Raw genomic sequence first — 18640 nt, forward strand, 5'->3', positions numbered from 1 at the left:
CAAACCCACCCCTGGCCTGCATCACACGTCGCCCATGGACGGCAACACCAGCCGCCGCCCGCGCAGGCGCGTGATCGCCTCCACTCGTGTGCGGGCGCCCAGGCGCAGCAGGATGGCGCTCATGTGCTCCTTGACCGTGCTCTCCGACAGGTCGTACTGCAGCGCAATGCGCTTGTTGGGCAACCCCTGCAGCACCAGCGCCAGGATTTCGCCCTGGCGCATCGACAGGCCCAGCTCCGTCGGCGTCACGGGCAGGTCGCGGCTGCGCGGGGGCTGGCCGCTGTGGCTGGCGGGCTCAAACCAGGCCAGGCCACACAGCAGCGCCTCCACCGCCTGGGCAAAGGTCTCGGGCGGGGCCTGCTTGTGGATGAATCCATGGGCACCCGCCTGGCGCACGCGCTCCATCACGTTCGGGTCGTCGTCACCGCTGATCACCGCCAGGGCGCTGCCGGGGCAGTGCTGGCGCAACTGGGCAATCAGGTCCAGTGCAGCTCCTTCGGCCAGCCAGAAGTCGATGAGGGCAATGGCGGGTGCACCGCGTTCGGCCACCAGGGGCAGCACGTCCTCGGTGCGGCCCGCCACGGCCACCTCCATCCGGGGCAGGCGCGAGCGCAGGAACTCGGCCACGCCGCGTGCTACCAGCGGGTGGTCGTCCAGGACAAGGGCATAAGGGGGCGGTGGCATGACCAGGTCGGCAGGGGTAGGGGCGCAGGGCGGCACCAAGGGCAAATTTTGCCAAGTGTGGCCCAGGCGGGGTGGCGCGCAAACCCTACCCTGGTAGGGTTCCGCACGGCGTGCTGCGCTGCACAGAATCCGCCCTCCATTCACCACCCCGGAGGTTTCCGCACATGGCTTCAACCCGCGCACAGCGCATTTTGCACCCCGCACGGCCCGTTTTCCGCTGGGCCCCCCTTGGCCTGGCCGCAGCGCTGCTGGCAGCATGTGGCGGTGGCGACGACAACAACGGCAGCACGCCCCCTCCGGCCGTGGGGGTGTTCACGGTGGGAGGCGATGTGGCCGGCCTCGGGGCGGGCAAGGCCGTGACCCTGCAGAACCTGGGCACCGACGACCTCACGGTCAGCACCAACGGCAACTTTGTGTTCAACACCCGCATGGACCGGGGCGTGGCCTACGCCGTCACCATCAAGGCACAGCCCGCAGGCCAGCGCTGCACCGTGGCCCAGGGCACAGGCACCGCCACGGCCAATGTGAGCAATGTGCAGGTGCGCTGCGAGAACCTGGCCGCCGCCACCTTCACCGTGGGCGGTGCTGTCACGGGCCTCACCGGCAGCGGCCTGGTGCTGCAGAACAACGGGCGTGACGATCTGGGCGTGGCGGCCAACGGCGGCTTCAGCTTTGCCACGCCGCTGGCAGGGGGGGCTGCCTATGCGGTTACCGTGAAGACCCAACCCAGCGGGCAGGGCTGCACTGTGGCCAACGGCACGGGCACCGTGGGGTCAGCCCATGTGACCACGGTGGAGGTGCGCTGCACAACTGCTGCTGCAGCCCTGCCTGAGGGCGACTGGAAGCAGGGCCAGTGCTCCCTGGCGCGGCCTGGCGTGTGGGGGCGCTTCCTGTGGCGCATTGCCCGGCAAAGCGACGCGCGGGCCACGGTCGCGCAGGGCTTGCTTACCTATACCAATGCCGAGTGCTCAGGCCAGGGTACGCTCGCAGGGCCACTGACGGACCTGGGGGTGTTCAGCTTTGATCGCAATGGAAGTACTGCAACGGCCACGGCTTTCTGGAGCACCTGGGTGACGCCGTCGGGCTTAACATCGCGCTCCGTGTGGACCCGCAAGGGGGCCTATCTGTGTGTGTTCGGTGACAGCACTCCCACCGTGTTTCCCACGGCGGCCAGTGCAGAGGCCTACGCAGACCTGATCATTCCCAATAAGACTTGCTATACGCAGAATTGAGGATGCAGGCTTGCCCGCTGGCGGACATGGGTGTCTGCCGGCAAGCACATTCGACGTTGCGGTAATGCGCATACCAAAAAAACCGCCATTGGATGCAATGGCGGTTTTTTCCATGGCGGACGTGGTGGCTACTTCGACAGTTCCCCCACCGTGGCTGCATCCAGGCGGCCCGACTGCGCGATGCCGCGATCCTTCTGGAATGCGCGCAGCGCAGCCGTCGTTTTGCCGCCCATGGCCCCATCGGGCACGCCCGCGTTGTAGCCCAGCTCGTTGAGCCGGGCCTGGGCGTCCTTCAGTGCCAGGCCGGGGGCGCCAGCTGCGCCACCGGCGGCCGCACGCGGTGCCGAGGTCTGCGACGGAGGTGCCGCGCCATCCACCCCCAGGCGGCCGCCGCCACCCAGGCCCTGGCCGCGCACCGTCTGCGCCTTGTAGTTGCGCAGCGAACGCACCATCTGGTTGAACGCATCCATGAAGGCGGCGGCAATCACCTTGCCCTCGGCGGTGTTGGAGTAGCCGCCCAGGCGTGCGCCGCCCGATCCGCCCAGCAACTGGCCCATGGCGCCAAAGTCTGTCTTGGCTGCGCTGCCCTCCGAGGCCGCCACCTGCACGCCCGATCGGTTGTCGATGAGGGTGAGCAGGGTGCTGGCCTCCTTGGTGTTCAGGCTGCCGCCGATGGCTGCGAGCAGCCCGCCCGCGCGCCCGCCGACAAGCCCGCCCAGCGAGGCCGACGCGCCGCCTGCGTTGTGGTTCTGGAAGATGATTTCAGGCGAGAGCCCATAGTCCGAGGCCACCATCTGCCCCTGGCCAAAGTTGCTGCCCTGGCGCATTTCGCCCGACTGCATGAGCGCCCGCTCGCGGGTCATGGCGTTCATGCCTGCGGCGCCGCGCTCCACCACCACAAAGCAGTTGGATTGCTGCACCAGCAGGCGCAGCAGGTTGGCGGTGGGCGGCAGGCGGTACTGGTCGCGCAGGATGGTGTACCACCCCGCCTGCTGGTTCTCGATGAGCGATACCGTGCCCAGCGACGACTCGCAGCGCTCCAGCTCGCTGCTGGCGGCATCGGTGGCAGCGCCCGCGGCACTGCCGGTGGCCACGGTCTTGGCGTCGGCGCTGCCCATGCGCATGTTGGTGGTTTCGCAGCCCGACAGCAGCACTGCAGCCGTCAGGGCGATCGCCAGGGCGGACAGGCGCGGCAAGCGCGCTGGTGCGTGGGCGTGAACGTGGGGGTGGGCGGACGGGGTTCCGCAGGCAAGGAAGGAGGTCATAGGCCGATGAATAGATGGCGCAAAACGCCAGAACAAAAGGCCTTGATCTTTCGTGCGGCGCCCTGCCGCAGCAACCCGACCGAAGCAGGGTTCCTCAACCGTGAAAAACGTGGTGGTGCGGTGCTGTCTCAGCCACCCCGGCGCCGCAGCACCACCGTGATCTGCCCGTTGGTTTCAATCGTCGCCCGCTCCACCTCATGCAGGTGCAGGCAGCCGCTGGCGCGCAGCGCGGCCTCCAGGTCGTCGGTGGAGAGCAACTCCTTGCGCATCAGGTCTGTATTCACCTGCCCCTGCTGCACCAGCACCTGCGGGCTGCCGTCGATCAGGCGCTCCATCCACGCAAAACGAAAGGTCAGCTGCGCCAGCACCACATGGCAGCCGATGAGTGTGGCGGCAGAGACCAGCCCGCCCACCAGCGAGTTGTCGCCCGCGTTCATCGAGTTCTGCACCGCGTTCGACAGGATCAGCAACAGCACCAGGTCGAATGGCGCGTACTGCCCCGTCTGCCGCTTGCCCGTGAGGCGCAGGAACACCAGCAGGAACACATAGACCACCACGCCGCGCAGCACGAATTCCCACCACGGCACATTCATATCCCACATTGCAGGGCTCCTTGTTGCAGGGTTGTTTCGCGCGCCAGTCTACGGCGCTGAGCGAAAATCCGGCGGTCTCGCCTGCCTTCGCAGGCCGCCCCCTTTTTAAAGACGCACCCTCCATGCAACGCCGCCAATTCCACCGAACCAGCGCCCTGGCTGCCCTGCTGTATGCCACCGGGCAGCAGGCCTGGGCCTTATCGCTGGGAGACCTGTCGTCTGCCGACGCATCCAAGGGGCTCAAGGCGGCGCTGGCGCAGGGCGCCCAGGCGGCAGTGGCCCTGTTGGGGCGGCCCGATGGCTTTCTGGGCAACCCCCAGGTGCGCATCGGCCTGCCGGGGTATCTGGACGACGCCGCCAAGGTCATGAAGTCGCTGGGCCAGGGGCGGCGCATTGACGAACTGGTCACCTCCATCAACCGCGTGGCAGAAGCCGCCGTGCCCATGGGCCGTGACCTGCTGGCGGGTGCCGTACAGAACATGACGGTGACGGATGCCAAGAACATCCTCACCGGCGGCAGCACCTCGGTCACGGCCTTTTTTGCCGAGAAGACACGCGCCCCGCTGGGTCAGCGGTTTCTGCCGGTGGTGAACCAGGCCACCGAGAAGGTGGGCCTCACGCAGAAGTACAACGCCTTCGCAGGCAAGGCCGCCAGCTTCGGCCTGCTCAAGCCCGAGGAGTCCAACCTCGCGCAGTACGTCACCGGCAAGACGCTGGACGGCCTGTACTTCATGATCGGCGAGGAAGAGCGCCGCATCCGCCAGAACCCGGCCGGTGCGGGCAGCGCCATCGTCCGCAAGGTGTTCGGAACGCTGAGATGATCTGCGTCCGTGTGAAAGGCATGCCTCCGTGTCTCTGACGAACTCCGAACTCTGCCCTTGTGGCCGAACCCAGGTCACGCCCGGCAAAAGCGCCAAGGCTGTGGCACTGCCGTACGCAGGCTGCTGCGGCCGCTACCTCGACCATTGGGGTGACGCCGCCGCGCCCGATGCCGAAAGCCTCATGCGTTCGCGCTACACCGCTTTTGTGTTGGAGCGGGCCGACTACCTGCAGGCCACCTGGCATCCCAGCACCCGCCCGGCGGCGCTGGATTTTGAGCCCGGCACCAAGTGGCTGGGGCTGGAGGTGCGCCGCCACCGCCCCACCGGCGAAGACCGCGCCGAGGTGGAGTTTGTCGCCCGTTACCGCGTGGGCGGCCGCGCCGTGCGCCTGCACGAAACCAGCCGCTTCGTGCGCGAAGGTGGGCGCTGGTTCTATGTGGATGGCGACATCCGTGGCTGAGAATTTGAATAAAAATGGCCGTCTGCGCGCGACCATCATGCCTTGATAGCTATGAAATTTGAAGCAATCCTGTTTGACTGCGACGGCGTGCTGGTAGACAGCGAGCCCATCACCAACGGTGTGCTGCGCGACATGCTCCACGAAGCGGGCTGGGCCCTGACACCCGCAGAGTGCATGCGCATCTTCGTTGGCAAGACCGTGCGCAGCGAGGCGGCCCGCATCGAGGCCCACACGGGCCGCCCGCTCACCGACGCCTGGATGGCCGACTTCTACGCGCGCCGCAACGCCGAGCTGGAGCAGCGGCTCACCGCCATCGCGCATGTGCACGACGCCATCGACCGCGTGCACACCCACCACGGTGGGCGCATCGCCTGTGCCTCGGGGGCCGACCGTTTCAAGGTCGAGATGCAGCTGGCCAAGGTGGGCCTGGCGACCTACTTTGCGGGCCGCGTGTTCAGTGGCCACGAAATGCCCGCCACCAAACCCGCCCCTGATGTCTACCTGGCCGCTGCCGCCGCGTTGCAGGTGGCGCCCACGCGCTGCGCGGTGGTCGAGGACACCGTCACCGGCGTCACGGCGGGAGTGGCCGCCGGGGCCACCGTGTATGCCTATGCCCCGCTGGGCCACGGCGGAGATGCCAGCGACAGCGACGAGGCACTGCGCGCGGCCGGTGCCGTGCAGGTGTTCCGCAGCATGGCTGAATTGCCCGGTCTGCTGGGCTGCTGATTCCACAACCACCCACCCAAGAGAAGAGGGCCTGGCGATGCGCGTAACAAACCAAACGCTGTGGGTGTGGCGCGCAGCGCGCACGGTGGCGGCGCTGGGGATCGCCCTGGTGCTGGCCGGCTGCTCCTCCGTCAAGCCCTGGATCAACGAACCCCTGCCGCCCGAGGACCAGAGCATCCCCGTGCGCAAGTCCGAGCGTGACCCCAGCATCCTGGTGGCCGTGACCCTGTCGGGCGGCGGTGCGCGCGCTGCGGCCTTCGGGTTTGGCGTGCTGACCGAGATGCAGGAAACGCGGTTTGTGTGGAACGGCCAGCCCACCACCTTGCTCGACGCCACCGACGTGGTCAGCGGCGTCTCGGGCGGCAGCATCGTGGCGGCCTACTTTGCGGCGCATGGCATTGACGGCCTGCCGCGCTTCGAGCACGAGTTTCTGCGCCAGAACTTCCAGAACAGCCTCATCACCCAGGCGCTGCGGCCCGGCAACCTCATCGACCTCACCTCGCCCTGGCTGGGCCGCACCCACCTGCTCGCGCGGCGGCTCGATGAGCTGTATGGCGGCCTCACCTTTGGCGACGTGGAGCGCCGCCCGCGCCACCCGCAGCTGTTCATCACCGCCACCGACATGTCGCTGGGCACGGGCTTCGAGTTCACCTGGGAGCAGTTCTCGCTCATCTGCTCGGACCTGCGCAAGGTGCCGCTGTCGTTTGCCGTGGCCTCGTCATCGGCCGTGCCGCTGCTGCTCAGCCCCATGACGCTGAAGAACTACGCCGACCAGTGCCCCGAGCGCCGCAGCACCTCGGCCGCCAGCGCCCGCGCTGCCACCGGCGACTACCGCGCCCGGCTGTACCGCGCGCACGAGCTGAGCTACACCGACGCGCGGCGCAAGCCCTACATCCACCTGGTGGATGGCGGCCTGGCCGACAACCTGGGCGTGCAGCGCCTGCTCGACCGCGCCCTGGCCGGTGGTGGCCTGCGCCAGACCTTCAGCGAGGTGGGCATACCGCCCGGCACCATCCGCAAGCTGGTGCTGATCACCGTGAACGCCGAGCGCGACCCCTCGGTGGACATCAGCCAGAGCGACAAGGTGCCCAACATGGCGCAGGTGGTGGACGCCTTGCTGTTTGGCACCGGCGCCCGCGCCACGCGCGAAACGCAGGAGTTTCTGCGCGACATCACGCGGCAGTGGCAGCAGTCGCTTGCCAGCGGATCGCCCGGCAGCACCGATGTGTTTGCGCCCGATGCCGAAGTCCACGTGATCCCAGTCAACCTGCGCGACGCACCCGACGACATCGCCCGCCGCCGCCTGCTGCAGGTGCCCACCGCGTTTTCCATCACATCGGAGGAAGTCACCGACCTCATCGAGGCCGGCGGCAGCGTGCTGCGCCACTCGCCGGAGTTCCGGGCGCTGGTGCAATCCCTGCTGCGCCCGGCGCCGCCTGCGGGGCTGCAGGCCAAGGACTGAGGGCGCACGCTCAGGGGCGCTCAGGGCTGCGTATCCGGCGCCGGGGTCGTGGGCACGCCCTGTTCCTCTGCCGCCCGCACCTGCACTTCCATCGCGCGCTGGTAGCCCGGCCGCTGCTGCAGCCGCTGCCAATACGCTTGCGTAGCGGGCCCAAACTGTGGCGCCAGCCCCAGGTGCTGCGCCAGCAGCAGCGCATACCCCACCGCCACATCCGCCGCCGTGAACCGGCCCGCGCACAGGTGCTCGCTGCCGCTGTGGATCAATGCCGTTTCTACCGCGCGCAGCCGCGCCAGAAACCAGCGGCTGTAGTCCTCCACCACCTGCGGCTGCTTGCGCTCTGCAGGCTCAAAGCGCCCATAGCGCAGCACCAGCGTCTGCGGAAAGGTCAGCGTGGCATCGCTCATGTGCAGCCAGTTCAGGTACGCGCCATACGCCGGGTGCGTGGGCGCCACATCCAGCCCCGCGTCGGGGTGTGTGGCCGCGAGGTACTGGCACATGGCGGCGGATTCGGTCATGCGCACATCGCCTTGCACCAGCAGAGGCACCGTGCCCAGCGGGTTCTCGTCCAGAAACCACCGCGCCTTGGCGCGGGGCGGGAAGGGGAGCATGTGGAGCTGGTAGGGGAGCTGCAGCTCTTCGAGCATCCACAGGGGGCGGAAGGAGCGGGCGCTGACGCAGTGGTGGAGGTGGAGCATGGGATAGGTAGCAAAAGTGCGGCGGTAGCGCAGGCCAGTGTATTGGCGGGTGGCTACGGGGGGCGCCCTGTGGCCGCCATGCAGGGTGCAGATTGCGCCACCAGGCCCGTTGCATCACGCTTGGCTTGCGTGGCGCCGAAACTCCGCCGGGGACTGCCCCGTCCACCCGCGAAACGCCCGGATAAAACTCTTCTCGTTCTCAAACCCCGCCGCCTCGGCCACCTGTTTGATGGGCCGTTGCGTGCGGTGCAGCAGCTCCACCGCGCGGGTGCGGCGCACGTCATCTTTTAATCCCTGCAGCGTGGCGCCTTCTTCCCTCAGCTGCCGGTGCAGCGTGCGGGGCGACACATGCAGCAGCGCGGCCAGGGATTCGGCGCTGTGCTGGGGCAGGGCGTGGGCCGGTTGACCCGGCAGGGGCGCGGCCAGCAGCTGGCGCACGCGCTGCACCAGCAGGCGGTCGCGCCGGTAGTGCAGCACCGTGAGAGGCAGGGCGTGTTGCAGCATCTGGCGTAGGGCCTGTTCGTCGCGGCGCAGGGGCAGGTGCAGGTAGCGGGCGTCGAAGTGGATGGCGGTGCGCGGCGCGTGGAAGGTGACGGGGCCCCGGAACAGCACGGCATAGGCATCGGCATGCGGCGGCGGGTCAAACGCAAACTCGGCTGAGATGAGCGGGATGCGCGAGTCCACCATCCAGCAGGCCAGGCCGTGGGCATTGCGCAATACGGAGACCAGACAGAACTCGCGCAGCACGCCCAGGTCGCGCGCCTCGGTGATGCGCAGCGTGGCGGTGTCCCCCTCGGTGGTCAGCTGCAGTGCAATGTCGTCCGTCAGCAGCCCGTGGTGGCGGCACCAGCGGGCCAGGGCCACCTGCAGTGTGGGTGAGCTGATGCTGGCGCGCGCCAGCATGCCGTAGCTGCCCCAGGGCAGGCGGCGGCTGAACCAGCCCAGGGCTTCGTCGTCCAGCTCCTGCATGGCTGCGTCGGAGATCTGCTCCATCTGCCAGGCGGTGATGCGGGCGCTGTCGTCCTGCAGCAACTGCGGCGCAATCTGTGCCTGGGCCAGCGCGCGTTCGGGGCTCAGGCCGCGCCGTTCGTAGGCCAGGACAATGGCGCGTACAAAGGCTATGGGCGTGGCGGCGGTGGCTGTGGCGGGCGCGGGCAAGCGGTGGGCGGGTGGGGTGGACGGTTTCACGCCGCAGAGTGTGCCAGCCGTGGCACGATTTGCAACCATTGTGTCCACCTGCAAGGGGTTCAGGCTTCTATGCTTACGGATCGCCCGCCCGCATCTTCTTGTGGCGCAGGGCCGGATGACAGAGCCGAGGAGACAACACCCGTGACGAGCAGCGCAGCCGCAACGAACTCCGCACCGCTGGTGGACAGCCACGCCCGTGGCGCCACCGACGTTCCCCTGATCGAGCAGACCATCGGCGCCTTTTTTGCCGACATGGTGGCCCGCCAGCCCGAGCGCGAGGCGTTGGTCAGCGTGCACCAGGGCCGCCGCTACACCTACGCCCAATTGCAGACCGAGGCCCACCGCCTGGCCAGCGCGCTGCTGGGCATGGGGCTCACGCCCGGCGACCGCGTGGGCATCTGGTCGCACAACAACGCCGAATGGGTGCTGATGCAGCTGGCCACCGCGCAGGTGGGCCTGGTGCTGGTCAACATCAATCCCGCCTACCGCACGGCCGAGGTGGAATATGCGCTGAACAAGGTGGGCTGCAAGCTGCTGGTGAGCATGGCGCGCTTCAAGACCAGCGACTACCTGGGCATGCTGCGTGAGCTGGCGCCCGAGTGGCAGGGCCAGCAGCCGGGCCACCTGCACGCGGCCAAGCTGCCGCAGCTGAAGACGGTGGTGTGGATCGATGACGAAGCGGGGCAGGGCGCCGACGAGCTTGGCCTGATGCGCTTTACCGAGCTGATTGCACGCGGCAACGCGGCCGACCCGCGTCTGGCGCAAGTCGCAGCCACGCTGAAGGCCACCGACCCCATCAACATCCAGTTCACCAGCGGCACCACGGGCTTTCCCAAGGGCGCCACGCTCACGCACCGCAACATCCTGAACAACGGCTTCTTCATTGGCGAATGCATGAAGCTCACGCCCAAAGACCGGCTGTGCATCCCCGTGCCGCTGTACCACTGCTTTGGCATGGTGCTGGGCAACCTGGCCTGCTTCACGCATGGCGCGACCATCGTCTACCCCAACGACGGATTTGACCCGCTCACGGTGCTGCAGACGGTGCAGGACGAACGCTGCACCGGCCTGCACGGCGTGCCCACCATGTTCATCGCCGAGCTGGACCACCCGCGTTTTGCCGAGTTCAACCTCAGCACCCTGCGCACCGGCATCATGGCCGGCTCGCCGTGCCCCACCGAGGTGATGAAGCGCGTGGTGGAGCAGATGAACCTGCGCGAGATCACCATCGCCTACGGCATGACCGAGACCAGCCCCGTGAGCTGCCAGAGCAGCACCGACACGCCGCTTTCCAAGCGCGTATCGACCGTGGGCCAGGTGCAGCCGCACCTGGAGGTCAAGATCGTGGACCCCGACACCGGGGCGGTGGTGCCCGTTGGCCAGCGCGGCGAGTTCTGCACCAAGGGCTATTCGGTGATGCACGGCTACTGGGGCGACGAAGCCAAGACGCGCGAAGCCATTGATGCCGACGGCTGGATGCACACCGGCGACCTGGCCACCATGGACGCCGAGGGCTATGTGAACATCGTGGGCCGCATCAAGGACATGGTGATCCGGGGCGGCGAGAACATCTACCCGCGCGAGATTGAAGAATTTATGTACCGCCACCCCCAGGTGCAGGACGTGCAGGTGGTGGGCGTGCCCGACCAGAAATACGGCGAAGAGCTGTGCGCCTGGATCATCGCCAAGCCCGGCACCCAGCCCACCGAAGACGACATCCGCGCCTTCTGCAAAGGCCAGATCGCGCACTACAAGGTGCCGCGCTACATCCGCTTTGTCACCAGCTTTCCGATGACGGTGACGGGCAAGATCCAGAAGTTCAAGATCCGCGACGAGATGAAGGACCAGCTGGGCCTGGAAGAACAGAAAACCGCTTGAGAGAGCAAAGACCGTATGACCATTCTCGACACCCAACTCAACGCCCGCTCGGCGGACTTTCAGACCAACGCCAGCGCCATGCGCGCGCTGGTGGATGACCTGCGCGCCCAGCAGGACAAGATCGCCCAGGGCGGCGGCGAGGCAGCCCGCGCCAAACACACCGCACGCGGCAAGCTGCTGCCGCGCGAGCGCGTGGCCAACCTGCTGGACCCAGGCACGCCCTTCCTGGAGCTGGCCCCGCTGGCGGCGCTGAACATGTACAACAACGACGCACCCGGCGCGGGCCTGATCGCAGGCATCGGCCGCGTGAGCGGGGTGGACTGCATGATCGTGTGCAACGACGCCACGGTGAAGGGCGGCACCTACTACCCCATGACGGTGAAGAAGCACCTGCGCGCGCAGGAGGTGGCCGCGCAGAACCGCCTGCCCTGCATCTACCTGGTGGACTCCGGCGGCGCCAACCTGCCCAACCAGGACGACGTGTTCCCCGACCGCGACCACTTCGGCCGCATCTTCTACAACCAGGCCAACATGAGCGCCCAGGGCATCGCGCAGATCGCGGTGGTCATGGGCAGCTGCACGGCCGGTGGCGCCTACGTGCCCGCCATGAGCGATGAATCCATCATCGTCAAGAACCAGGGCACCATCTTCCTGGGTGGCCCGCCGCTGGTGAAGGCTGCCACGGGCGAGGTGGTAAGCGCCGAAGACCTCGGCGGTGGCGACGTGCACACGCGCCTCTCGGGTGTGGCCGACCACCTGGCGCAAAACGACCTGCATGCGCTGCAGCTGGCACGCACGGCGGTGCGCAATTTGAATAAAAACAAGGCCCCTGCGCTCGCTGATCAAGCCCCGGCAGCTCCTAAATTCGCAGCAGAAGAGCTGTATGGCGTGATCCCCGTGGACACGCGCAAGCCCTTTGATGTGCGCGAGATCATTGCGCGTGTGGTGGACGGCAGCGAGTTCGACGAGTTCAAGGCCCGCTTCGGTAGCACCCTGGTGTGCGGCTTTGCGCGCATCGAGGGCATGCCCGTGGGCATCATCGCCAACAACGGCATCCTGTTCAGCGAGAGCGCACAAAAAGGGGCGCACTTCATCGAGCTGTGCTGCCAGCGCAAGATCCCTCTGGTGTTCCTGCAGAACATCACCGGCTTCATGGTCGGCCGCAAGTACGAAAACGAAGGCATCGCCCGCCACGGAGCCAAGCTGGTCACGGCCGTGGCCACGGCGAGTGTTCCAAAGTTCACCATCATCATCGGCGGCAGCTTTGGCGCGGGCAATTACGGCATGTGCGGCCGCGCGTACAGCCCCCGCTTCCTCTGGATGTGGCCCAACGCGCGCATCAGCGTGATGGGCGGCGAGCAGGCCGCCAGCGTGCTGGCCACCGTCAAGCGCGACGGCATCGAGGCTAAGGGCGGCCAGTGGACCATGGAGGAAGAAGAAGCCTTCAAGGCCCCCATCCGCCGCCAGTACGAAGAGCAGGGCCACCCCTACTACGCCACCGCGCGGCTGTGGGACGACGGCGTGATCGACCCGGCTGATACCCGCCGCGTGCTGGCGCTGGGCCTGTCGGCCACGCGCAATGCGCCGATCGAAGACACCAAGTTCGGCATCTTCCGCATGTGAGGTAGTCGATGGACGCCGTGGCCCACTTCACCCTGCTCGCACGCTACAACGTGTGGGCCACGGCGCGCCTGCTGGATGCAGTGCGGGCGCTGCCGGAAGAGGACTACCGGCGCGATGTGGGCTTGTTCTTCAAAAGCATCCACGGCACGCTCAACCACCTGCTGGTGGGCGAGCATCTGCTGTGGTTTGTGCGGTTTGCCGAAGCCCGTTCGCCCACGGTGGCACTGGATGCCGAGGTGGAGCCTGACCGCGTGCAATTGGATGCCCGCCTGCGCGAGGGCGCTGCCCGCTGGGCTCCGCTGATCGCTTCGTTCAAGCCCGACCGCTGGAGCGGCACGCTCGACTACACCACCATGCGTGGCACAGCGGCATCGCTGCCGTTTGCGGCCACGCTGGCGCATGTGTTCAACCACAGCACACACCACCGGGGCCAGATCACCGCTGCGCTGACTGCCCTCGGCCAGCCCAGCCCCGAGCTGGACCTTGTCTACTTTCTGCAAAACCCGTCCCAGCCATGAGCAGCCAGAACCTTTCCATCACCCAGACCGGCGCCGTGGCGCGCATCACGCTCACCCAGCCCGAGGTGCGCAACGCGTTCAGCGACGAAGTCATTGCCGAGATCACCGCCGCCTTCACGGATGTGGGCAGCCGCCCTGATGTACGCGCCGTGGTGCTGGCGGCCGAGGGCCCCGCGTTCTGCGCGGGCGCCAACCTCAACTGGATGCGCCGCATGGCCGACTACACGCGCGACGAAAACATCGCCGACGCGGGCAAACTGGCCGAGATGTTGCGCGTGATCTACGAGTGCCCCAAGCCCACGGTGGCCCGTGTGCAGGGCGATGTGTATGCGGGCGGCATGGGCCTGGTGGCGGCGTGCGACATGGCGGTGGCAGTGGACACCGCAGGCTTTTGTCTCAGCGAGGTGAAGCTGGGGCTCATCCCCGCCACCATCAGCCCCTACGTAATCCGTGCCATGGGGGCGCGCGCTGCGCACCGCTACTTCCTCACGGCCGAGCGCTTTGATGCGTTTGATGCGCTGCGCATCGGTTTTGTGCACACCGTGGTGGCGGCCGACCAGCTCGATGCCAAGGTGGACGAGCTGCTCAAGGCGCTCGTCAGCGCCAGCCCCAACGCCGTGCGCGCCTGCAAGAAGCTGGTGCTGGATGTGGCCGAGCGCGAGATCAACGCCGGTCTGATCGCCGCCACGGTACAGGGCATTGCAGACATCCGCGCCAGCGACGAAGGCAAGGAAGGCGTGCAGTCCTTCCTGAACAAGCGCAAGCCATCGTGGCTTCTGGGTTGACGGGCTGAGAGCACGCCACCATGGACCAGCTCTGGCTCACCATCGTGCAGTGGCTCCACACGCTGGGGCTGCACGTCGATGCCGGCACCGCACGCGACGTGGCCGCAGGCGCGGCGCGTGCCACGGCGCAGCTCGACATGCCCAGCCTGCTGGCGCTGGCCGCAGCGCTGGGGTGGGCCAGCGGCTTTCGGCTGTATGCCGTGGTCTTCATCGTGGGCGGGATGGGGGCACTGGGCTGGCTGGCGCTGCCGCCGGGCTTGCAGGTGCTGCAAAGCCCGCTGGTGCTGCTGGTGGCCGGCAGCCTGATGCTGGTCGAATTCTTTGCCGACAAGGTGCCATGGGTGGACAGCGCCTGGGACGCCGTGCACGCGTTCATCCGCGTGCCGGGTGGCGCGCTGCTGGCTGCAGGCGTGTTCGGTGCTGACAACGCCACGATGGGCGTGGTCGCCGGGCTGCTGGGCGGGTCGCTCGCCGCCACCGCGCTGGCCACCAAGATGACCACGCGCGCAGCGGTCAACACCTCGCCCGAACCATTTTCCAACTGGGGCCTGTCGTTCTTTGAAGACGGCCTGGTGGTGGCCGTGGTGTGGCTGGCCACGCAGTACCCGGTGGCGTTTGGTGTGGCGCTGGTGGTGATGGTGGCCGTGTCGGTGCTGCTGCTGGTGGTGCTGTTCAAGTTTCTGCGCGCCGTGGTGCGGCGCCTTTCTTCTTTCTTTTCTGGTTCTGCCAAGGTGGCCTAAATGTTCAAAAAGATTCTGATTGCCAATCGTGGAGAGATCGCCTGCCGTGTCGCGGCCACCGCAAAGCGCCTGGGTGTCAAGACCGTCGCCGTGTACTCCGATGCCGACACCAATGCCAAACACGTGGCCGTCTGCGACGAGGCCGTGCACATCGGCGGCAGTGCGCCCAAGGACAGCTACCTGCGCTGGGAGCGCATCATCGAGGCAGCCAAATCCACAGGCGCACAGGCCATCCACCCCGGCTACGGTTTCCTGAGCGAGAACGAAGACTTCGCCCAGGCTTGCGCGGCGGCGGGCGTGGTGTTCATTGGTCCGCCCGCATCGGCCATCAAGGACATGGGGCTCAAGGCCGAGTCCAAGCAGCTCATGGAAAAGGCCGGTGTGCCCCTGGTGCCCGGCTACCACGGCGCCGACCAGGACCCGGCCCTGTTGCAGCGCGAGGCCGACCGCATTGGCTACCCCGTGCTCATCAAGGCCAGCGCGGGTGGCGGTGGCAAGGGCATGCGCGCGGTGGACAAGAGCGAAGACTTTGCCGCCGCGCTCGAATCGTGCAAGCGTGAGGCCATCAACAGCTTTGGTGACGACGCAGTGCTGGTGGAGAAGTACGTGCAGCGTCCCCGTCACATCGAGATCCAGGTGTTTGGCGACACGCATGGCAACTGCGTGTACCTGTTCGAGCGCGACTGCTCGGTGCAGCGCCGCCACCAGAAAGTGCTGGAAGAAGCCCCCGCCCCCGGCATGACGCCCGCACTGCGCGCGCAGATGGGCGAGGCCGCCGTGGCCGCCGCCAAGGCCGTGAACTACGTGGGCGCGGGCACGGTGGAATTCATCGTGGAGCAGCCGGGCGGCTACGAGCGGCCCGACCAGATGAAGTTCTACTTCATGGAGATGAACACCCGCCTGCAGGTGGAGCACCCCGTGACCGAGGCCATCACCGGCCTGGACCTGGTGGAGTGGCAGTTGCGCGTGGCCTCGGGCGAGCCGCTGCCCCTGCAGCAGCAAGACCTGCGCATCCAAGGCCATGCCATTGAGGCCCGCATCTGCGCCGAGAACCCCGACAACAACTTCCTGCCCGCCACGGGCTCACTCAATGTGTATGCGCTGCCCGAGTGCGTGACGTTCGAGAGGGGCGCGGTCCGCGTGGACTCCGGCGTGCGCCAGGGCGATGCGATCAGCCCGTTCTACGACTCCATGGTGGCCAAGCTCATCGTGCATGGCGACACGCGCGAGCAGGCGCTGGCACGGCTGGATGACGCGCTGGCGCAGACCCACATCGTGGGCCTGGCGACCAACGTGCAGTTCCTGCGCCGCGTGGCGAAGACGGATGCGTTTGCACAAGCCAAGCTCGACACCGCGCTGATCCCGCGCGAGCAGGCCGTGCTGTTCCACCAGGAGCCCGTGGGCCTGCCGCTGGCCGCCGCCGCTGCCGTGGCGCAAACGCTGCTGAAGGAGCGCGCCAGCGAAGGCGTGGACTCGTTCAGCCGCCGCGACGGCTTCCACACCCATGGTGTGGTGCAGCGCCGCTTTGAGTTCGAGTTTGGCGGCGAGCATGCCAAGGCCTGGCTCACGTACGAGCGCGGTGGCAGCCTGCATCTGGCCGTGGGCGAGGGCGAAACCGCCGTGGCCGGGCCGCTGGTGTTTGCCCCGCAGGCCGATGGCATCGAGCTGCAGTTTGCAGGCCAGCGCACCCGCGCTGCCGTGTATGCCCAGGGCGAGGTGGATCATGTCTTTACCCCGCTGGGCGCTACGCAGATCACCGCCATCGACCTGCTCGCCCATGCGGGCGAGGTGGCGGCCGAAGGCGGGCGCCTCACGGCCCCCATGCCCGGCAAGGTGGTGTCGTTTGCCGTGAAGGCAGGCGACGCGGTGGCCAAGGGCCAGCCCCTGGCGGTGATGGAAGCCATGAAGATGGAACACACCATTGCCGCACCTGCGGATGGTGTGGTGCAGGAACTGCTCTACGCGCCTGGCGACCAGGTGACGGAGGGGGCTGAACTGCTCAAGCTTTCCGCTGCGTGACAGCACGCAGCGGCAGGGCGCGGTACGCTCGGCAGCCATGAAAATCACCTTTTGCTGTACCGACACCAAGGCCGAACCCTGGCTGCAGGGCCTGGCCGCCGCGCTGCCCGGCGCTGATATTTCCGTGTGGCAACCCGGCGCACCGCAGGCCGATTGCGCCGTGGTCTGGGCGCCGCCCCAGCAGTTCATGGACGAGCAGCCGGGGCTCAAGGCCCTGTTCAACATCGGTGCGGGCGTGGATGCGCTGCTCAAACTGCGCCTGCCGCCGCACGCGCTGGTGGTGCGGCTCGATGATGCGGGCATGGCCGTGCAGATGGCCGAGTATGTGTGCCACGCGGTCATCCGCCACTTCCGCGAGTTCGATGCCTACGAGGCTGACATGGCAGCGGGACGCTGGGGCTACCGCAAGCCGCGCCTGCGCAGCGACTTCCCCATCGGCGTGATGGGCCTGGGCGTGCTGGGCGAGCGCGTGGCGAAGGCGCTGGCGCAGTTCGACTTCCCCATCAACGGCTGGAGCCGCAGCCCCAAGGCCATCGAGGGCGTGCGGGCCTTCAGCGGCACAGAGCAGTTCAACGACTTCCTGGCCGCGAGCCGGGTGCTGGTCAACCTGCTGCCGCTCACGCCCGAGACGGCCGACGTGATCAACAAGGACACGCTGGCCCGCCTGCTGCCCGGCGCCTACGTGATCAACGTGGCGCGCGGCGCGCACCTGGTGGACGACGACCTGCTGGCGGCCATCGCCAGCGGCCAGGTGGCGGGCGCCACGCTCGACGTGTTCCGCACCGAGCCGCTGCCTGCAGGCCATGCATTCTGGAGCCAGCCGCGCATCACCCTCACCCCCCACACCTCGGCGCGCACGCTGCGCGACGAGAGCATTGCCCAGATTGCGCGCAAGATCGCGGCGCTGCAGCGGGGCGAGGCCGTGGCGGGCATCGTCAACCCGGCGCGGGGGTATTGAACCCGCGCCTTTTTTGCATCAGGATTCCCATGACCTCCTCCATCCCCTCCCGCGTGCGCCTCATTGATGTGGGCCCCCGCGACGGCCTGCAGAACGAAAAGACGCCGGTGCCCGCCGCCGTCAAGATCGAGCTGGTGCACCGCCTGCAACAGGCCGGCCTGCGCGAGATCGAGGTCACCAGCTACGTGAGCCCGAAGTGGGTGCCGCAGATGGCCGACAACCATGAGGTGATGGCGGGCATTGCGCGCCAGAGCGGCGTGGCGTACTCGGTGCTCACGCCCAACCTCAAAGGCTTTGAGGCGGCCGTGCTGGACAAGCCCGACGAGATCGTCGTCTTCGGCTCGGCCAGCGAGGCCTTCAGCCAGCGCAACATCAACTGCAGCATTGCCGAGAGCATCGAGCGTTTTGCGCCCGTGGTGGAGGCGGCGCTGGCCGTCGGCATCCGCGTGCGGGGTGCCATGAGCTGCACCGTGGGCTGCCCGTACGAGGGCGAGATCGCGACCGAGCGCGTGGCCTACCTGGCGGGCCTGCTCAAGGGCATTGGCGTGCAGCGTGTGGACGTGGCCGACACCATCGGCGTGGGCACGCCGCGCAAGGTGCAGCGCGCCATCGAGGCCACGCTGCAGCACTTTGGCATCGACGAGGTGTCGGGCCACTTTCATGACACCTACGGCCAGGCGCTGTCCAACACGCTGGCGGCGCTGGAGCTGGGCGTGTGGAACTACCAGTCGTCCGTAGCCGGGCTGGGCGGCTGCCCCTATGCCAAGGGCGCCACGGGCAATGTGGCGACCGAGGATGTGGTCTACATGCTGCAGGGCATGGGCATCGAGACGGGCATCGACCTGGACAAGCTCATCGACGCGGGCGCGTACATCAGCGAGTTCCTGGGCCGCAAACCCAACTCGCGCGCAGCGAACGCCCTGCTCACCAAGCGAATGGGGTGAGGCATCTCGGGAGGCGCGTTCGGCGTCTTCTCCCGGTCTTTCGGCGAGG

Annotated in this window: 18 protein-coding genes; 13 read left to right on the top strand and 5 right to left on the bottom strand. The window is 67.6% G+C overall.

Features of this window, described 5'->3' with window-relative positions; genetic code table 11:
* Positions 1–21: 21 nt before the first annotated feature.
* Positions 22–684 carry a LuxR C-terminal-related transcriptional regulator gene (locus AC07Z7_RS06535; protein ID WP_494765731.1) on the bottom strand — a complete coding sequence of 221 codons (663 nt, stop codon included), beginning with the start codon at positions 682–684 and terminating at the stop codon, positions 22–24.
* Between the two features lie 164 nt (positions 685–848).
* Between AC07Z7_RS06535 and AC07Z7_RS06540 the strand changes: the two genes are divergently transcribed.
* Positions 849–1916 carry a hypothetical protein gene (locus tag AC07Z7_RS06540; RefSeq protein WP_494765732.1) on the top strand — a complete coding sequence of 356 codons (1068 nt, stop codon included), beginning with the start codon at positions 849–851 and terminating at the stop codon, positions 1914–1916.
* 128 nt (positions 1917–2044) lie between these two features.
* Here the strand turns inward: AC07Z7_RS06540 and AC07Z7_RS06545 are convergent, their stop codons facing one another.
* Both AC07Z7_RS06545 and AC07Z7_RS06550 read right to left on the bottom strand, forming a co-directional pair.
* On the bottom strand, positions 2045–3181 hold the full coding sequence (locus AC07Z7_RS06545) for a peptidoglycan-binding protein (RefSeq protein ID WP_494765733.1): 1137 nt from the start codon (positions 3179–3181) through the stop codon (positions 2045–2047).
* 128 nt (positions 3182–3309) lie between these two features.
* The gene (locus AC07Z7_RS06550; RefSeq protein ID WP_094291685.1) at positions 3310–3783 is read right to left on the bottom strand and encodes a DUF421 domain-containing protein; all 474 of its coding nucleotides are present in this window, start codon (positions 3781–3783) and stop codon (positions 3310–3312) included.
* A 113-nt stretch (positions 3784–3896) separates the two neighbouring features.
* Here AC07Z7_RS06550 and AC07Z7_RS06555 point away from each other — a divergent pair, with 113 nt between their 5' ends.
* The 4 genes from AC07Z7_RS06555 to AC07Z7_RS06570 are packed head-to-tail and all read left to right on the top strand — an operon-like array spanning position 3897 to position 7243.
* Entirely contained in the window at positions 3897–4595 is a 699-nt protein-coding gene (locus AC07Z7_RS06555) for a DUF4197 domain-containing protein (protein WP_494765734.1), read from the top strand.
* Positions 4596–4623: 28 nt separating this feature from the next.
* Positions 4624–5055, top strand: a complete 432-nt coding sequence (locus AC07Z7_RS06560; RefSeq protein ID WP_494765735.1) for a YchJ family protein — start codon at positions 4624–4626, stop codon at positions 5053–5055.
* Positions 5056–5106: 51 nt separating this feature from the next.
* On the top strand, positions 5107–5781 hold the full coding sequence (locus AC07Z7_RS06565; protein WP_494765736.1) for an HAD family hydrolase: 675 nt from the start codon (positions 5107–5109) through the stop codon (positions 5779–5781).
* A 37-nt stretch (positions 5782–5818) separates the two neighbouring features.
* Positions 5819–7243, top strand: a complete 1425-nt coding sequence (locus AC07Z7_RS06570; protein ID WP_494765737.1) for a patatin-like phospholipase family protein — start codon at positions 5819–5821, stop codon at positions 7241–7243.
* Positions 7244–7263: 20 nt separating this feature from the next.
* On the opposite strand, the gene AC07Z7_RS06575 is transcribed toward AC07Z7_RS06570, so the two are convergent.
* Positions 7264–7938 carry a glutathione S-transferase family protein gene (locus AC07Z7_RS06575; RefSeq protein ID WP_494765738.1) on the bottom strand — a complete coding sequence of 225 codons (675 nt, stop codon included), beginning with the start codon at positions 7936–7938 and terminating at the stop codon, positions 7264–7266.
* A gap of 114 nt (positions 7939–8052) precedes the next feature.
* On the bottom strand, positions 8053–9165 hold the full coding sequence (locus AC07Z7_RS06580) for an AraC family transcriptional regulator (protein ID WP_494765739.1): 1113 nt from the start codon (positions 9163–9165) through the stop codon (positions 8053–8055).
* Positions 9166–9267: 102 nt separating this feature from the next.
* On the opposite strand from AC07Z7_RS06580, the gene AC07Z7_RS06585 reads away from it, so the two are divergent.
* From AC07Z7_RS06585 to AC07Z7_RS06620, 8 genes are read left to right on the top strand one after another with little or no spacing between them, the layout of a single operon-like run.
* Complete coding sequence (locus tag AC07Z7_RS06585; RefSeq protein ID WP_494765740.1) at positions 9268–11004, top strand: AMP-binding protein; 1737 nt, start codon at positions 9268–9270, stop codon at positions 11002–11004.
* 15 nt (positions 11005–11019) lie between these two features.
* The gene (locus tag AC07Z7_RS06590; RefSeq protein WP_494765741.1) at positions 11020–12627 is read left to right on the top strand and encodes a carboxyl transferase domain-containing protein; all 1608 of its coding nucleotides are present in this window, start codon (positions 11020–11022) and stop codon (positions 12625–12627) included.
* Between the two features lie 8 nt (positions 12628–12635).
* Positions 12636–13145 (top strand): DinB family protein, encoded by a 510-nt coding sequence (locus tag AC07Z7_RS06595; protein ID WP_494765742.1) that lies wholly within the window; start codon positions 12636–12638, stop codon positions 13143–13145.
* Positions 13142–13930: an enoyl-CoA hydratase/isomerase family protein gene (locus AC07Z7_RS06600; RefSeq protein ID WP_494765743.1), complete on the top strand. Its 789-nt coding sequence runs from the start codon at positions 13142–13144 to the stop codon at positions 13928–13930. The genes AC07Z7_RS06595 and AC07Z7_RS06600 overlap by 4 nt, the downstream gene beginning before the upstream one ends.
* Before the next feature lie 20 nt (positions 13931–13950).
* Complete coding sequence (locus AC07Z7_RS06605) at positions 13951–14670, top strand: DUF4126 domain-containing protein (RefSeq protein WP_494765744.1); 720 nt, start codon at positions 13951–13953, stop codon at positions 14668–14670.
* Positions 14671–16689, top strand: coding sequence for an acetyl/propionyl/methylcrotonyl-CoA carboxylase subunit alpha (locus AC07Z7_RS06610; RefSeq protein ID WP_494765745.1), 2019 nt, complete (start codon positions 14671–14673; stop codon positions 16687–16689).
* Between the two features lie 37 nt (positions 16690–16726).
* Positions 16727–17647, top strand: coding sequence for a 2-hydroxyacid dehydrogenase (locus AC07Z7_RS06615; RefSeq protein WP_494765746.1), 921 nt, complete (start codon positions 16727–16729; stop codon positions 17645–17647).
* Positions 17648–17676: 29 nt separating this feature from the next.
* Complete coding sequence (locus AC07Z7_RS06620; protein ID WP_494765747.1) at positions 17677–18591, top strand: hydroxymethylglutaryl-CoA lyase; 915 nt, start codon at positions 17677–17679, stop codon at positions 18589–18591.
* Positions 18592–18640 lie beyond the last annotated feature (49 nt).

This window comes from Acidovorax sp. GW101-11A03 (genome assembly GCF_059424825.1).

What these genes read in the sequence shown, in the direction of transcription:
- AC07Z7_RS06535 (WP_494765731.1), bottom strand. Translation starts at nt 684, where the DNA reads ATGCCACCGCCCCCTTATGCCCTTGTCCTGGACGACCACCCGCTGGTA.
- AC07Z7_RS06540 (WP_494765732.1), top strand. Translation starts at nt 849, where the DNA reads ATGGCTTCAACCCGCGCACAGCGCATTTTGCACCCCGCACGGCCCGTT.
- AC07Z7_RS06545 (WP_494765733.1), bottom strand. Translation starts at nt 3,181, where the DNA reads ATGACCTCCTTCCTTGCCTGCGGAACCCCGTCCGCCCACCCCCACGTT.
- AC07Z7_RS06550 (WP_094291685.1), bottom strand. Translation starts at nt 3,783, where the DNA reads ATGTGGGATATGAATGTGCCGTGGTGGGAATTCGTGCTGCGCGGCGTG.
- AC07Z7_RS06555 (WP_494765734.1), top strand. Translation starts at nt 3,897, where the DNA reads ATGCAACGCCGCCAATTCCACCGAACCAGCGCCCTGGCTGCCCTGCTG.
- AC07Z7_RS06565 (WP_494765736.1), top strand. Translation starts at nt 5,107, where the DNA reads ATGAAATTTGAAGCAATCCTGTTTGACTGCGACGGCGTGCTGGTAGAC.
- AC07Z7_RS06570 (WP_494765737.1), top strand. Translation starts at nt 5,819, where the DNA reads ATGCGCGTAACAAACCAAACGCTGTGGGTGTGGCGCGCAGCGCGCACG.
- AC07Z7_RS06575 (WP_494765738.1), bottom strand. Translation starts at nt 7,938, where the DNA reads ATGCTCCACCTCCACCACTGCGTCAGCGCCCGCTCCTTCCGCCCCCTG.
- AC07Z7_RS06580 (WP_494765739.1), bottom strand. Translation starts at nt 9,165, where the DNA reads ATGGTTGCAAATCGTGCCACGGCTGGCACACTCTGCGGCGTGAAACCG.
- AC07Z7_RS06590 (WP_494765741.1), top strand. Translation starts at nt 11,020, where the DNA reads ATGACCATTCTCGACACCCAACTCAACGCCCGCTCGGCGGACTTTCAG.
- AC07Z7_RS06595 (WP_494765742.1), top strand. Translation starts at nt 12,636, where the DNA reads ATGGACGCCGTGGCCCACTTCACCCTGCTCGCACGCTACAACGTGTGG.
- AC07Z7_RS06600 (WP_494765743.1), top strand. Translation starts at nt 13,142, where the DNA reads ATGAGCAGCCAGAACCTTTCCATCACCCAGACCGGCGCCGTGGCGCGC.
- AC07Z7_RS06605 (WP_494765744.1), top strand. Translation starts at nt 13,951, where the DNA reads ATGGACCAGCTCTGGCTCACCATCGTGCAGTGGCTCCACACGCTGGGG.
- AC07Z7_RS06610 (WP_494765745.1), top strand. Translation starts at nt 14,671, where the DNA reads ATGTTCAAAAAGATTCTGATTGCCAATCGTGGAGAGATCGCCTGCCGT.
- AC07Z7_RS06615 (WP_494765746.1), top strand. Translation starts at nt 16,727, where the DNA reads ATGAAAATCACCTTTTGCTGTACCGACACCAAGGCCGAACCCTGGCTG.
- AC07Z7_RS06620 (WP_494765747.1), top strand. Translation starts at nt 17,677, where the DNA reads ATGACCTCCTCCATCCCCTCCCGCGTGCGCCTCATTGATGTGGGCCCC.